Below are 14,393 nucleotides of genomic sequence, written 5' to 3'. Positions count from 1 at the left end.
GACCATGCTCAGCGACCGACCATCCCACCTCACCGAGGGACATCCCATCCATGCGGCCCCCGCAGAACCGCGCGCGGGCCTGCGGGAATGGGCCGGCCTTGCCCTGCTCGCGCTCCCCACCATCCTGCTCGGGCTCGACCTGACGCTGCTGCATCTGGCCTTGCCGGCGCTGGCGGCGGATCTCAAGCCCACCAGCACGCAGGCGCTCTGGATCGTCGATGCCTACGGCTTTATGATCGCCGGCTTCCTGATCACCATGGGAACGCTCGGCGATCGCATCGGTCGGCGCAAGCTGCTGATGCTCGGTGCCGCCGCCTTCGGCGTCGCCTCGATCCTTTCGGCCTATTCCACCAGCGCCACCATGCTGATCGCCGCACGCGCGGCCCTCGGCGTTGCCGGCGCAACGCTGATGCCGCCGACGCTGGCGCTGATCAGCAACATGTTTTTAAACCCGCACCAGAGGGCGCTTGCGATCGGGGTATGGGCGACCATGTTCGCGCTCGGCATGGCGGCGGGGCCGATCGTCGGCGGCATCCTGCTCGAACGCTACTGGTGGGGTGCTGCCTTCCTCGTGGCACTGCCGATCGTCGGGCTGCTCCTCATCGTCGCGCCGTTCCTGCTGCCGGAATACCGTGCGCCGCAAGCGGAGCGGCTGGACATGACGAGCGTGGCGCTGTCGCTGGCGGGGCTGCTTCCCATCGTCTACGGTATCAAGCAGATCGCCAAGGATGGCTTCGGACTCGCTGCCATGCTCGGTCTGACCGTCGGCCTCGTCGCCACACTGCTCTTCATCCGGCGGCAACGCCGGTTGCGAAGCCCGCTGATCGACCTCGAGCTCTTCTCCGACCGCGCTTTCCGCACCGCGCTGCTGATCCTACTGGTCGGCCTGACGGCCGTCGGCGGCACGATGCTGCTCGTCACCCAGTATCTGCAGCTCGTCGTCGGGCTTTCTCCCCTGTCGGCAGGCCTGAGAATGGGACCCTCGGCGCTCGCCATGCTTTTGGCCGGCATCACCGCACCGCTCATCGCCCGGCGCTTCGGCCCCGGCCCCGTGATCGCAACGGCGCTGGCGCTCTCCGTGGTCGGCTACCTCCTGCTCGCCCTACTCGATTCCTCCCCAGGCGGTGTCGGGCTGGTGACGGCCGCATTCGCGCTCGTCTATCTCGGCCTCGGCACCATTGCCGCCCTTGGCACCGATCTCGTCGTCAGCGCTGCCCCCACGGAAAAGGCGGGCTCCGCCTCCGCCCTCTCCGAAGTGGTGCAGGAACTCGGCCTTGCCGTCGGAATCGCCACGCTCGGCAGCCTGACGACGGCGGTCTACCGCGCCGAAATGGCCGGCCACACAGAGTTTGCCGGCGACATCGGCCACAGGCTGTCGGACAGCCTCGCCGGCGCAGCATCCGTCGCAGCCCAGCTGCCGGCGGGCACGCTGGAGCAAGCCGAGGCCGCCTTCATGACCGGCTTCAACGCAGCCGCCGCCATTTGCGCCCTCGCCATCGCTCTCATGGCGACGCTGGCAGCCGTGACATTGCGGAAGCCTGCCGCCAGCAAGGCTGCGAAATCGTGATGGAGCGCCGGCGGTCCCTCGACGGAACTCCCCGCTTTAGGGTCGCTGGCCGGCGGCGCGCGATCCGCCAACGACTAAGGCCGCATCCTGCGACGCGGCCTTCTTGATTGTCTGGATCAGTTGCCCCTCACTGCCCTGCCGGACATCTCTCCCCGCCAGGCGGGGAGAGAGACGCTGGGCGCACCCTCTGGTCCCAAACCAGAGGTTCCAACCTGCCGCCATGTCAAAGCATGGCGAAACGTCGAGATACGCAAGGCCGGTGCGGCTTGTCCCTTCTCCCCGTCATGACGGGGAGAAGGTGGCGGCAGCCGGATGAGGGGCAAACCCCTCACCGCGCGGATGAGGGGCAGCCGCCTGTTGAATACCCGGACTACTCGCCGCCACCCAGCGAATGCACGAAGATGGCGAGCTGCTTGACCGTGGTGTCGCCGAGGCGCGGCAACCAGGCGGGCATGACACCGTGCTTGGGCGCCTTCATCTGGGCGACGATCGCCTGCTCGCTCGAGCCGTTCAGCCACAGCGCGTCGGCAAGGTTGGGCGCGCCGAACTCGCGGTTGCCCTTGGCGTCGGCACCGTGGCAGGAGGCGCAGTTGGTCTCGAACAGCGCCTTGCCCGGCTCCACCATGGATGCATCCGACGGCGTGCCGGTGAGGCTGACGACATAGGCCGCCGTCTGCTTGATCTCGTCCGGCTTGAGGATTTCCGCGAAGGACGGCATCTCCGAGACGCGGGTCTCGTCGTCGCCGTTGTAGCGGATGCCGTGGGCGATCGTCTGGTAGATCTCTTCGGGCTTGCCGCCCCAGAGCCAGTCGTCGTCGTTGAGGTTCGGGAAACCGGCAGAACCGGCCGCACCCGAGCCGTGGCACTGGGCACAGTTGACCTTGAAGGCCGAGGCACCGCCGGACACGGCAAAGTGCTGCAGCTGCGGATCGGCCATGATGTCGGCAAGCGAGCTCGAGGCGATCTTCTCGAGGTTGCCGGCCTGCGCCGCCTTGGCGCTCGCAAGCTCCGCACTCACTTCGGCGCGGCTCGAATAGCCGAGCACGCCCTTGGTGGCGTCGGTCAGGAGCGGCACGGCTGGATAGACGATCATGTAGCCGACAGCCCAGACGATGGTCGCGTAGAAGGTATAGACCCACCAGCGCGGCATCGGGTTGTTGAGCTCGCGGATACCGTCCCATTCGTGGCCGGTGGTCTCGACGCCGCTGATTTCGTCGACGTGTTTGTCCGCCATTCTATTAATCCTCCTTCAGGGGGATGGCTGCGGCATCATCGGCGGCCTTCTTGGCGCCGGGCCGGAAGATGAAGGCAACGACGCCGAGGAAAAAGAGCGTCATGGCAAGGAGCGCCCAGCTATCGGCGAACTGGCGCATGGCCGTGTAGGTTTCCATGGGTGCGGTCTCCTTAACGATAGCCGGTGGTGTCGTCGTAGGTGGAGAAGTCGACCAGCGTGCCGAGCATCTGCAGATAGGCGACGAGCGCGTCCATCTCTGTCAGCTTCTGCGGATCGCCGTCGAAGTCGCCAAGCTTGGCCTTCGGATAGCGGCCCTCGACGCCGGACGTGTCGGCGTTCGGATCTGCCTGCGCCTTGATGTCGGCAAGCGCGTTGTCGATCATTTCGTCCGTGTAGGGTACGCCGACCGCCTTGTTGGCCTTGAGGTTGGCGGCGATGTTGTTCACGTCGAGCGGCGTCGCCTTGAGGAAGGCGTAGCTCGGCATGACCGATTCCGGCACCACCGAGCGCGGCTCGATCATGTGCTGCACGTGCCACTCGTTGGAGTAGCGGTCGCCGACACGGGCGAGATCCGGCCCAGTGCGCTTGGAGCCCCACTGGAACGGATGGTCGTACATGGACTCCGCCGCCAGCGAGTAGTGACCGTAGCGCTCCACTTCGTCGCGGAACGGGCGGATCATCTGGCTGTGACAGACATAGCAGCCTTCACGCACATAGATGTCGCGGCCGGCAAGCTCCAGCGGCGAATAGGGACGCATGCCCTCCACCTTCTCGATCGTGTTTTCGAGATAGAAGAGTGGCGCGATTTCCACGATGCCGCCGACGGAGACGACGAGCAGCGAGCCGACGAGCAGCAGGGTCGCGTTGCGTTCGAGCGTCGCGTGTTTGTCGAGAATGGACATGGGTGATGCCCTCCTATTCCGCAGCCTTGAGCGCGGGCGTCGCACCGAAAATCGGAGCTTCATCGCGCACGCGGCCGAGGATGGTCATGGTTACGTTGAAGGCCATGAGCAGAGCTCCGGCGAGGAAGAGTGCGCCGCCGAGGGCACGCAGCACGTAGTAGGGAACCATGGCCGCGACCGATTCCGCGAAGGAATAGACGAGGAAGCCCTGGTCGTCGTACTCGCGCCACATCAGGCCTTGCTGGATGCCGGCAACCCACATGACCGCCGCGTAGACGACGATGCCGAGCGTGGCGAGCCAGAAGTGCCAGTTGACCATGCGCACGCTGTAGAGGCGCTCGCGGTTCCACAGCTTCGGAACGAGATAGTAGATCGCGCCGAAGGTGATGAGGCCGTTCCAGCCGAGCGCGCCGGAATGCACGTGGCCGATGGTCCAGTCGGTGTAGTGGCTGAGCGAGTTGACCGTCTTGATCGACATCATCGGACCTTCGAAGGTCGCCATGCCGTAGAAGGCAACGGCCATGACCATCATGCGGATGATCGGATCGGTACGGATCTTGTCCCAGGCGCCAGACAGCGTCATCAGGCCGTTGATCATGCCGCCCCAGGAAGGCATCCAGAGCATGACCGAGAACACCATGCCGAGCGTCTGCGCCCAGTCGGGCAGCGCGGTGTAGTGCAGGTGGTGCGGGCCTGCCCAGATGTACATGAAGATCAGCGACCAGAAGTGGATGATCGACAGGCGGTAGGAATAAACGGGGCGGTTCGCCTGCTTCGGGATGAAGTAATACATCATGCCGAGGAAGCCGGCCGTCAGGAAGAAGCCCACGGCATTATGCCCGTACCACCATTGCGTCAGCGCGTCCTGCACCCCGGCAAAGGCCGAGTAGCTCTTGGAGCCGAGGAAGGAGACCGGAACCGCCAGGTTGTTGACGATGTGCAGCATCGCGATCGTGACGATGAAGGCGAGGTAGAACCAGTTGGCCACATAGATATGCGGCTCCTTGCGGGTCAGAAGCGTGCCGAGGAAGACGGCGAGATAGGCGACCCAGACGATCGTCAGCCACAGGTCCACATACCATTCCGGCTCTGCATATTCCTTCGACTGGGTGATGCCCAGCAGATAGCCGGTGGCGGCCATGATGATGAAGAGCTGGTAGCCCCAGAACACGAACCAGCCGAGATTGCCGCCGAAGAGGCGGGCGCGGCTGGTGCGTTGGACGATGTAGAACGACGTTGCGATCAGCGCGTTGCCGCCGAAGGCGAAGATGACCGCCGAGGTGTGCAGCGGCCGCATGCGGCCGAAATTGAACCAGGGCTCGATGTTGAGGTCCGGGAAGGCAAGCTGGAGCGCAACCACGACGCCGACGAGAAATCCGACGACGCCCCAAAAGACGGTGGCGATCACGCCGTATTTGACCACCTCGTCAAAATACTCCGACTGGGGTGGCGGCGGTGACGCCCTGCCCGCGGAAGCCGGGCTGAACTCGATGCGGCGCATCAAAAGGATGGTGCCGGCAAGAAGCGTGAAGAACAGCACCCACATATGGGCTTCGAAGTGCCGGTCCTGGGCAAGCCCGGCGCCGACGAGCGCCAGGAATGCACCGACCCCGAGCAGGATCATCTCGAATGTGTATTTCATGGTTGGGTCCCCAACTTGGTCCGAACGCACGCAACGACACCCCGAAACGAGGGGTGTCACCGCAGCTTGCCGGAAAGTGTCAGAATCGGGGCAAGCCGGCCTTGATTCAGATCAAGGCTTTGCCACCTCGTTTGGATCATCCTCGGCAAACAATAGGGAGCGCCGTGGGAGTTGGCGTCTGGAGCCGATGAAAAAGACTTTTGAAGACGGACGAATCCGCAGCCGACTGGACCCAGCCCCCCGGCGGGAACCCGTGGCCGAGCCGTTTGCCTGGCTTGCCCGCGCCCACGAGGAGCAGCTGGCGCTCTGCAATTGCCTGGAGGAAATCGCCGACAGCCTGCCGGCCGACATCGACCGACAGAAATGCGTCTATGCCGCCAAGGTACTGGAGCCGCTGATCCGCGAGATGCATTCGGGCGAAGAAAACCTGGTCTTCCCCTGGATCGAGCGCACCTACCGCTCGGACCCGACGCTTGGCGCGACGCTGGAGCGGCTGAAATACGAGCATTGCGAGGACGAGTGCTTCGCCGAGGAACTGACCGAAATGCTGGAGCGCCTCGGCGCCGCCGACGAGACGGTCAATGCCGAGACCGCCGGCTACATGCTGCGCGGCTTCTTCACCAGCCTCAGGCGGCACGTCGGCTTCGAGCAGGAATGTCTGCGCAGCATTACCGCGCCGGTCGGATAGACCGGCCGTCCGCGCAGCGCGCCGCAAATGCCGACAAGTCTCGCGGCCGTTACCTGGCCGCGCATTCCCTTCTGCATTTTCGATTGATGCCGCCGGAACCGGCGCTTCAGGCCGCGATCGCGCGGCGGCGGTCGGCATGTTCCTGGATCACCAGGATGGCGCCGATCAGCTTGCCCGTGCTCGACATGCACGGCGTCAGCCGGCAGCGCACGACGACCGTGCGCGCATCGACCGTCTTGGCGAAGGTGTAGTCCACCACCTCGCCGGCGAAACACCGGTCGAGATAGGATTTCACCCGCAGCTCGAACCGCTGGATGCCGATGAACTCGACGATATGCCGGCCGATCAGGTCCATCGGGCGGCTTTCCAGATGCTCGGCATTGCGCGGATTAGTGTAGAGATAGCGGTAGTCGGGCGTGATCACCGCCAACCGGTCCGGGAAGCTGTCGAGGATCGCCTCGTTGAGCAATCCTTCGTCCGCCCTGCCCTTGTTCGGTTGCGCCGGCAGGCGCTCCAGCTGCAGGTCGTCAAGGTTCTCCGCGCCGGTCGCTGCGAAGTAGCGGTTGATCAGCGATTGCAGCAACTGCGAATGACGCAGCACGCAGGAAATGTCGTCGGCTTCGACGCGCAGAATGTCGATCAGGAACTGGAACTGAAGCCGGGCGTCTTCGACGCTCACCGCCTTCTCGTCGTAGACGGACCTCAGAATAGGATCCAATTCGCGATCCAGAATCCCGATCAAATGCTCGTCTGCCGTACGTACGGCATACTGCAGCTGCGAATACTTGAACCAGAACAGCTCAATCAGTGCGTTCAATTCGAAACCCCAATTCCCCCACGGCAAAGCCGCTTCGATGCACTTACAAAACAGGCGTAGATGCTCAGGACACTGATCTGGTTCTTGACGTTTCCCCCACCCCTTTCGCGTAAAACCGCGCCGCTCGGGTCATCCAAAGCGCTTGCAGGCATTTTCTCACGCGACAGGCATAAGTTTACACTCATTGCGATAGCGTTCAACAGCAGAAAGAAAAACTTAACGCTTACGCACGTTTTCGAGGGAGAATCGGCGCCGATGTCCCCGCGTAGCTGGCAAAACGCAAAGCCCGACACCAGGGGTGCCGGGCTTGCAGGAACGTCAAGCCTGCTTGCGCTAGGCGCAATCAGGCGCTGTTCAGATGCGAAAGAGAATCAGTCTTTCAGGTAACGCTTGATGTGCCAGCGGTCGTGATACCAGAGCCATTGGCCCGGATATTCCCGGACCCAGCTCTCCACCTTGTCGTTCAGCACCTGCGCCGTGGCGGTGACGTCGACGCTGCCGTCGGCCTTGCGGGGAATGGCGATCGCCGGTTCGATTTCCAGGCGGAAACGGCCACCCGGCAAGCGGATGCAGCGGGCCGGATAGACCTCGCAGTTGAACTGCCGCACGAGCTTGGCGAGCAGCGGGTTGGTCTGCACGTCCTGGCCGAAGAACTTCGTCTTCAGCCCCTTGCGGAACTTCTGGTCGACGAGGACGCCGACGCCCTGGCCGCGCTCCAGCTGGCGGGCGAGCGCAAAGGACGAGCCCGCATGCGACGGCACGAGCTTACCCATGCGTTCGGCGCGGAAGTTGAAGACCTTCTCGGCCACGTAAGGATTGTTCGGCGGACGGAAGAGCACCGTCACGTCGAGCCCGAAGGCGGATCCGGCGACCGGCAGCATCTCGAAATTGCCGCTGTGCGCGGTAAAAACGATGAAAGGGCGCGGATTGTCGCGAAGCTCGAGGAACAAGGGAATGCCCGAGACCTCGACCCGGCCCGGCGTCGTGCGCTCCGGATCGAAATCGAAGAGCCGGTCGAGGAACACGTATTCGGCCGCCATGCGCCCCATGTTGCCCCAGCTTTCGAGCGCGATCTCGTTGATCTCCGCGTCGCTCTTTTCCGGGAATGCGTTGCGCAGGTTGGTCAGCGTCAGCTTCTGACGGCTGGTCTTCGGGCCGATGAACCGCAGGGCGCGATCCATAAAGCTGATCGCGCCGTCGGCGGGAAACATCTTCAGGATCGTCAGAAGCAGAAACACGAACTGCGCAATCAGCCATTGGCGGAAACGATCCGCCGCCAGCACCAGCCGTGTGATCACCATGCGCACAGTCGATCAATCCATCTTCAGGATGATCTTGCCGAAGATCTGGCGCGACTCCATGCGCTCCAGTGCCCGGTCGATCTGGTCGAGGGTGATTTCAGTGTCGATGACCGGATGCACGAGACCGCGCGCCATCTTCTGCATGGCGTTCGCCATGTTCTCCATGCGGCAGCCGAACGAGCCGAGCAGCTTGAGCTGTTGCTGGAAGAGCATCATCAGGTTCATGTCGGTGGAGACGCCCGAGGTGGAACCGCAGGTAACGAGACGTCCGCCGCGCTTCATGCAGAGCATGGAGCCGGCCCAGGTGTCCTTGCCGACGTGTTCGAACACGACGTCGACACCCTTCTTCTTGGTGAGCTTGCGCACGACGCCTTCGAAACGGTCGGTGCGGTAGTTGATGACGTGATCGGCGCCGAGCGCCTTGGCCTTCTCGATCTTGTCGTCCGAGCCGACGGTGGTGATCACGGTGCAGCCGATCTTCTTGGCAAGCTGGATCGCCGCCGAGCCGATGCCGGAGCCGCCGGCGTGCACGAGGATGGTTTCACCGGGCTCGAGCTTGGCGTTGTCGAAGAGCATGTGCTCGACGGTACCGAAGGTCACCGGAGCAAGGGCGGCGGCAACCGCATCGACGCCCGGAGGGGCCGGTACCAGCAGGCGCGCCGGCAGGTTGATCTTTTCCTGCGCAAAGCCGTCGAGGTGGAAGCCGTGAACGCCGCCCACATGTTCGCAGAGGTTGTCGCGGCCTTCCTTGCACGGACGGCAGAGGCCGCAGGTACGCGCGCCGTAGACCGAGACGAGCTGGCCCGGAAGCACGCTCGAAACGCCCGGGCCGATCTGATCGACGACGCCGGAGGCTTCCGCACCGATGACGAGCGGCATCTTGCGCTTGGCGAACGCCATGCCGCGCCAGCCCCAGACGTCGATGTGGTTGAGCGCAACCGCCTTGACGCGCAGCGTCACCTCGCCCGGGCCGGGTGCTTCCGGTTCCGGAATGTCGGTGATTTCGAGCTTGCGGTCATCGAGCAGTTGCAGGGCGCGCATGGTTCTTCCTTTAGATCTCTTTACATAGTCGAGCGGCTGGGCCGTGCTGACTGGCATATATACACTTTGGGAGAGTGGCGCAGCACCCCCCTCTAGCCTGCCGGCCACCTCCCCCAAAAGGGGAGATCGACCCACGGCAAGCTTATCGCTTCAACGGAGGGCTCCGCGTCGGGACACCCCTGATGAGCAGGACAGCGCTACACCCGATCTCCCCTCGTGCGGGAGATGCCCGGCAGGGCACAGGGGGCAGCGCCAAATCGTATTGCCCTCGAGTTGGCTCAGGCCGGCTCGGCCGTCATCACCAGGCTGGCGTTCTGGCCGCCGAAGCCGAAGGAGTTCGACAGCACCGCAGAAACCTGCTGGCTGCGCTTCACGTTCGGCACGACGTCGAGCACGATTGCCGGATCGGGGTTCTGGTAGTTGATCGTCGGCGGCAGCGTGCCGGTCAGCATCGTCTGGATCGAGAACACCGCCTCGACCGCACCGGCGGCTGTCAGCGTGTGGCCGATCATCGACTTGTTGGACGAGACCGGGATCGACGGCAGGCGATCGCCGAAGACGGCCGACATCGACAGATATTCCATCTTGTCGTTCTCGGGCGTCGAGGTGCCGTGCGCGTTGATGTAGCCGATGCCGGTTTCATCGATGCCGGCGTCGGCAAGCGCCGCGCGGATCGTCGCGATGGCCGGGCCACCGTCCGGCGAGGAGCGCGTGCGATGGAAGAGATCGGCTTTCTCGCCGCAACCCTTGAGGATACCGTAGACGCGGGCGCCGCGGGCAACGGCGGCTTCCAGCGATTCCAGCACCAGCGTTGCAGCGCCTTCGGCGATGACGAAGCCGTCACGGTCCTTGGTGAAGGGTTTGGAGGCCTTCTCCGGCGGGTCGTTCTGGGTGGAGAGCGCGGAAAGCAGCGCAAAGCGGATCAGCGCTTCGGCACTGACCGAACCGTCGGTCGCAACCGTCAGCGCACGATCGGTGCGGCCCTGGCGGATCGCCTCGACGCCGAGCTGGATCGCCGTTGCGCCGGAAGCGCAGGCGGTCGACAGCGTCACCGGCAGGCCACGCGTGCCGAAGCGATCGGCAAGGCGCTCGGAGATCGAGCCGAAGAGCACGGCCTCATGGAACGCCGGATCGGCCTTCTGGCGCATCGCAGCGAGGAAACGGTTATAGGCATCGCCTGGCTGTTCGGAAGGCGGCGAACGATCGGCAAGCTCGAAGCGTGCGCTCCATTCCGGCTCGATCGGCGGGGCGGCCAGAAACAGCGGGCCGTTGAAGTCGCCGGAAAGCCCGGCCTGCGCCAGCGCTTCCAGCGTCGTCTCGCGCGCCATGGCATAGGAACGCTCGACGGAGTTGGCCGCCGGCACCTCGATGAAATCGACCATGCCGGAGATGCGGGTGTTGAGGCCTTCCGTCGGGAAACGGGTGATCTTGCGGATGCCGGAGACGCCGCCGGTCAGCGCCGACCAGTTGTCTTCCAGGCCCTGGCCGAGCGAGGTGATGACGCCCATGCCGGTAACGGCGACGATCGGGCGGCCGAGGTGATCCTTGTAAGCGTTGCTCATCAATCGTTCCTCTTATTCGGCCGAAAGGACCGCGACGCCTTCGCCGCGTGAATGACCGACGGTGGTCACGACCGCCGACCGGGCAGCAGCCCCCATCGGCTTTTCGAAGCTGGCGTCGAAGGCCGGAACCTTGGCGCCGTGGCCGAGCGTAAGCGCTGCAAGCGCTAGGCCCGCCGGAAACTGCGCCTCGATGCTGTGCCCGACGATGCCGCCATAGGCACGCACCGGCGCGCCGGCCAGATTGGCCTGCAGGAACGCCTTTTCGCTGGCGACGAGGTCATGAAAACCGGACGTGCCGGAAAAGACCACCGTGCCTGCTGGGTCGAGTTTCTCGGCCGGTTTCGCAAGGTCCGCAAGGCGTGCTTCGAGCTTGCCGTCCGTGCGGCTGCCGCGGTCGCTGCCGATCGCGTCGATCGTCGCATAAATGCGGGCGCCACGGGCTTCGGCGTACTCGCGTGATTCCAGCACCAGGAAGGCGCCGACCGACCCGGGAATCATGCCGCCACCGTTGTCACGGCTGCGCGACCAGATCGGGTGCCAGTCACCGGTTGCCTGGCCCTGGATCGCCTCGATCATCAGCATGATGTCCAGGCGCTCGGCCGAAAACGCGCCGCCGACGAGCGTATGCGTCGACTGGCCGGCCTTGATCCGGGCAAAGGCGGTTTCGATCGCCGAGATACCGGCCGCTTCTTCGCCCATGAAGGTGCGCGACGAACCGGTGACCTTGTGCACGATCGAGATGTTGCCGGCGAGCAGGTTGGAAAGCTGGGCGAGAAACAGCGTCGGGCGCAGTTCGGTCGTCAGCTTTTCGTTGAGGAGCTGTTCGCGGTCGTTGCGCTTCAGCGCCTCGTCGACGATCAGCGAATCGACGTTGATGTCACGCTCGCCGCCGCCGGCAGCGACGATCATGTCCATGCTGCCGCAGGCTTCGAGATTGTCCTTGAGACCGGCGTCATCCAGCGCCAGGCCCGCGGAAAAGACGCCGAGACGCTGCCAGTTTTCCATCTGGCGCTGGTCGCCACGCTTGGCGATCTGCTGCGACCAGTCGATTTCCGGCAGCGGATGCACCGGATAGGGGCTGAACTTCTCGGTCTCGACGCGCGCGGCCGGCGACGTGCCGGCGGTAAGCATCGCCAGATGCGGCTCGACGCCGACGCCCTGGCTGGTGACGATACCGATGCCGGTAATGACCACGTCGTTTGCAGATTTGCTCATCTTACTTCTCCGAACCGGCTGCCGCTGAAAGCGCCGCCATCAGACCCACTTCTCCAGCCCGCTTGCGCACGATATCGCCGAGCGGAACCTGATCGAACGGCATGGTCCGCAGCTTCAGCTGGGCATCGCAGACTTTCTTGCCGCCAGAGGTGATCTTCGCCTTGGTGACGGCAAAGCCCGAACCTTCATGCTCGAGGAAGGCTTCGATCTCGAGTTCGGCCGAGGGCTCGACGAAGGTCCGCATCTTGGCGCCGTCGACCGACATCAGGAAGGGCATGGCGGCAAAATTGGTAGCGGCGAGCACCAGGAAACCGGAGGCCTGCGCCATGGTCTCGATCAGAAGCACGCCGGGCACCAGCGGGTAGCCCGGGAAATGGCCTTCGAACACCGGGCTCTTCTCCGGCACGACGGACCGCGCCGTCAGCCGGCCAGCCGAAAGATCGACCGTTTCGACACGATCGATCATCTGGAAGTATTCAAGGAGCATTGAGGCTCACCCCGTTGGTTTCGGGCTCAAGTAAAAACGCCAATGCCGCCTGTCAAGCGCGGGGCGCGACGGGCGGCATTGGAAATCGAGTGGCAAGGCTCGGGCGAAAGCCCGATCAGCCCTTGGCAGCCCGCAGTTCGTCGATCTTGGCGCAGAGGTTCTTCAGAACGAAGTATTCTTCGGTCGAAACCTTGCCTTCGTTGACTTCCTGCGTCCACTGCTCGAGCGGAATCTTGATGCCGAATTCCTTGTCGATCGCAAACACGATGTCGAGGAAGTCCAGGCTGTCGATGCCGAGATCGTCGATCGTGTGGCTTTCCGGCGTGATCGTCTCGCGATCGATCTCGCTCGTTTCCGCGATGATGTCGGCAACCTTGTCGAATGTAGCTGTCACGCGCATACCTCTAATATTTTAAAGTCGAGTCTCGGCGATCCTATAGGTAAATGCGCCGCAAAAGCCAATGGCCTTGATGCCAAAGGCTTTCAAATTGGAAAACGGTGTTGCGACGGAGCATGGCTCAGACCGCCACCGAATGCCGGCCGCGGCCATTGCCGAGATAGGCGTCGAAGGTGGCCGCAACCGAGCGGGCAAAGGGCCTGCCGCGTTCGGTCAGGCGGAAAATCCCGCTTTCGATCGTCGTCAGCCCGTCCACATCGCGTGCCCGGAAGAGCCGCGCCTCCTCGATCACCGCGCCGGCAAGCGCCGGGAAGTCCCGCTCGATCTCGTCGAAAGAGAAGGCAAAGCGGCACATGACGTCGGCAATCACTTTTGCTCTCAAGATGTCGTCCGGTGTGAAGCGGTAACCACGCACGGCTGCCAGCCCGGTGTTTTCCACATGGCGCAGATATTCGCCGGTGGCCGGCATGTTCTGAACATAACCTTGACGAAACTGACCGATCGCCGAGGCGCCGAGACCAATGAGCGTTTCGGCCGCGTCGTCGGTATAGCCCTGGAAATTGCGGCGCAGACGCCCTTCCCGGTTGGCCCGCGCCAGGCTGTCGTCGGGCTTTGCGAAATGGTCGATACCGATTGCCTCGTAGCCGGCAGTAACCAGCATCTCGGCCGCGCGGCTCATCTGCGCGAAACGCTCGACGATGACGGGCAGGCTTTCGTCCGGAATCATCTTCTGGTGCGTCTTCATCCATGGCACATGGGCGTAGCCGAAGAGTGCGACGCGATCAGGCGCGAGCGAAAGCACCGCCTCCATCGTCCGCTCCAGCGACTGAAGGCTTTGGTAGGGCAAACCATAGAGTACGTCGCAATTGACCGAGTGCACGCCCCGTGCCCGGGACGCCTCGATCGCGTCGCGCGTCTGCTCGAAGGTCTGGATGCGGTTGATCGCCTTCTGCACGACAGGATCGAAATCCTGGATGCCGAAGCTCGCCCGCGTCATGCCGATCTCCGCCAGCGCGTCATGGCGCGCTTCGTCGAGATCGTTCGGGTCCATCTCGACGCTGATCTCGCAATCGGGCGCAAAGGTGAAGTGTTCGGCAAAAGCACGCTTCAGCGCGACCATGTCGTCGGGCCTGACGAGCATCGGCGAGCCGCCACCGAAATGCAGCGCCGTCACCCTGGCCTCGCGGTTCACCCGGCTGCCGATTTCTGCAACCTCGCGATGCAGGCCGGCTAGATAGGTTGCCACCGGATCATAGCGCAGCGTCTGCTTCGTATGGCAGGCACAGAACCAACAGAGCCTGTCGCAATAGGGCACGTGCGCATAGAGCGAGATCGCCTCGCCCGCACGGATCGCACCGAGCCAGCCTTGATAGTCAACCGGCCCCACCGCCTCGGAAAAATGCGGTGCGGTCGGGTAGCTGGTGTAGCGCGGCACAGGGCTCGCATGCTTGAGGATGAGCGCGTCGTCCATAAGTCTCTCCGCTGTCATGAAGACGGCTTAGGACGGATCGGCAACGCGGCCTTTGATTTTGATCAAGTC

Annotated in this window: 14 protein-coding genes; 2 read left to right on the top strand and 12 right to left on the bottom strand. The window is 63.8% G+C overall.

Annotated features, from left to right (window positions below):
• Positions 1-4: 4 nt before the first annotated feature.
• Complete coding sequence (locus OKW20_RS12625) at positions 5-1,567, top strand: MFS transporter (RefSeq protein WP_429173434.1); 1,563 nt, start codon at positions 5-7, stop codon at positions 1,565-1,567.
• Positions 1,568-1,937: 370 nt separating this feature from the next.
• Here the strand turns inward: OKW20_RS12625 and ccoP are convergent, their stop codons facing one another.
• The 4 genes from ccoP to ccoN are packed head-to-tail and all read right to left on the bottom strand — an operon-like array spanning position 1,938 to position 5,345.
• Positions 1,938-2,801, bottom strand: a complete 864-nt coding sequence (ccoP, locus tag OKW20_RS12620) for a cytochrome-c oxidase, cbb3-type subunit III (RefSeq protein WP_402317983.1) — start codon at positions 2,799-2,801, stop codon at positions 1,938-1,940.
• Positions 2,802-2,805: 4 nt separating this feature from the next.
• Positions 2,806-2,958 (bottom strand): CcoQ/FixQ family Cbb3-type cytochrome c oxidase assembly chaperone, encoded by a 153-nt coding sequence (locus OKW20_RS12615; RefSeq protein WP_034788377.1) that lies wholly within the window; start codon positions 2,956-2,958, stop codon positions 2,806-2,808.
• Between the two features lie 13 nt (positions 2,959-2,971).
• Positions 2,972-3,703, bottom strand: coding sequence for a cytochrome-c oxidase, cbb3-type subunit II (gene ccoO / locus OKW20_RS12610; protein ID WP_104664286.1), 732 nt, complete (start codon positions 3,701-3,703; stop codon positions 2,972-2,974).
• Positions 3,704-3,716: 13 nt separating this feature from the next.
• Positions 3,717-5,345, bottom strand: a complete 1,629-nt coding sequence (gene ccoN / locus OKW20_RS12605) for a cytochrome-c oxidase, cbb3-type subunit I (protein ID WP_043617330.1) — start codon at positions 5,343-5,345, stop codon at positions 3,717-3,719.
• Between the two features lie 253 nt (positions 5,346-5,598).
• Between ccoN and OKW20_RS12600 the strand changes: the two genes are divergently transcribed.
• On the top strand, positions 5,599-6,033 hold the full coding sequence (locus tag OKW20_RS12600; protein WP_371258871.1) for a hemerythrin domain-containing protein: 435 nt from the start codon (positions 5,599-5,601) through the stop codon (positions 6,031-6,033).
• 106 nt (positions 6,034-6,139) lie between these two features.
• On the opposite strand, the gene OKW20_RS12595 is transcribed toward OKW20_RS12600, so the two are convergent.
• The 8 genes from OKW20_RS12595 to hemN form a co-directional block, all read right to left on the bottom strand.
• A complete protein-coding gene (locus OKW20_RS12595) occupies positions 6,140-6,850 on the bottom strand; it encodes a PAS domain-containing protein (protein ID WP_429172616.1) in 711 nt (236 codons plus the stop codon).
• A gap of 371 nt (positions 6,851-7,221) precedes the next feature.
• Positions 7,222-8,151: a lipid A biosynthesis lauroyl acyltransferase gene (locus tag OKW20_RS12590; RefSeq protein ID WP_429113972.1), complete on the bottom strand. Its 930-nt coding sequence runs from the start codon at positions 8,149-8,151 to the stop codon at positions 7,222-7,224.
• Between the two features lie 12 nt (positions 8,152-8,163).
• Entirely contained in the window at positions 8,164-9,192 is a 1,029-nt protein-coding gene (locus tag OKW20_RS12585) for a zinc-binding dehydrogenase (RefSeq protein ID WP_043617339.1), read from the bottom strand.
• 278 nt (positions 9,193-9,470) lie between these two features.
• Positions 9,471-10,754 (bottom strand): beta-ketoacyl-ACP synthase, encoded by a 1,284-nt coding sequence (locus OKW20_RS12580; protein WP_402318000.1) that lies wholly within the window; start codon positions 10,752-10,754, stop codon positions 9,471-9,473.
• A 12-nt stretch (positions 10,755-10,766) separates the two neighbouring features.
• Positions 10,767-11,969 carry a beta-ketoacyl-ACP synthase gene (locus OKW20_RS12575; RefSeq protein ID WP_429172613.1) on the bottom strand — a complete coding sequence of 401 codons (1,203 nt, stop codon included), beginning with the start codon at positions 11,967-11,969 and terminating at the stop codon, positions 10,767-10,769.
• A 1-nt stretch (position 11,970) separates the two neighbouring features.
• Positions 11,971-12,456, bottom strand: a complete 486-nt coding sequence (locus OKW20_RS12570) for a 3-hydroxyacyl-ACP dehydratase FabZ family protein (protein ID WP_034788315.1) — start codon at positions 12,454-12,456, stop codon at positions 11,971-11,973.
• Positions 12,457-12,571: 115 nt separating this feature from the next.
• Entirely contained in the window at positions 12,572-12,856 is a 285-nt protein-coding gene (locus OKW20_RS12565) for an acyl carrier protein (protein WP_089044188.1), read from the bottom strand.
• A 118-nt stretch (positions 12,857-12,974) separates the two neighbouring features.
• Positions 12,975-14,324: an oxygen-independent coproporphyrinogen III oxidase gene (gene hemN, locus OKW20_RS12560; protein ID WP_429172609.1), complete on the bottom strand. Its 1,350-nt coding sequence runs from the start codon at positions 14,322-14,324 to the stop codon at positions 12,975-12,977.
• Between the last annotated feature and the right edge of the window lie 69 nt (positions 14,325-14,393).

The organism is Ensifer sp. LBL (assembly GCF_050435225.1).
Classification (GTDB): domain Bacteria; phylum Pseudomonadota; class Alphaproteobacteria; order Rhizobiales; family Rhizobiaceae; genus Ensifer.
The sequence above is the reverse complement of the archived record's forward strand: the minus strand, read 5'-3'. Positions and strand labels throughout refer to the sequence as shown.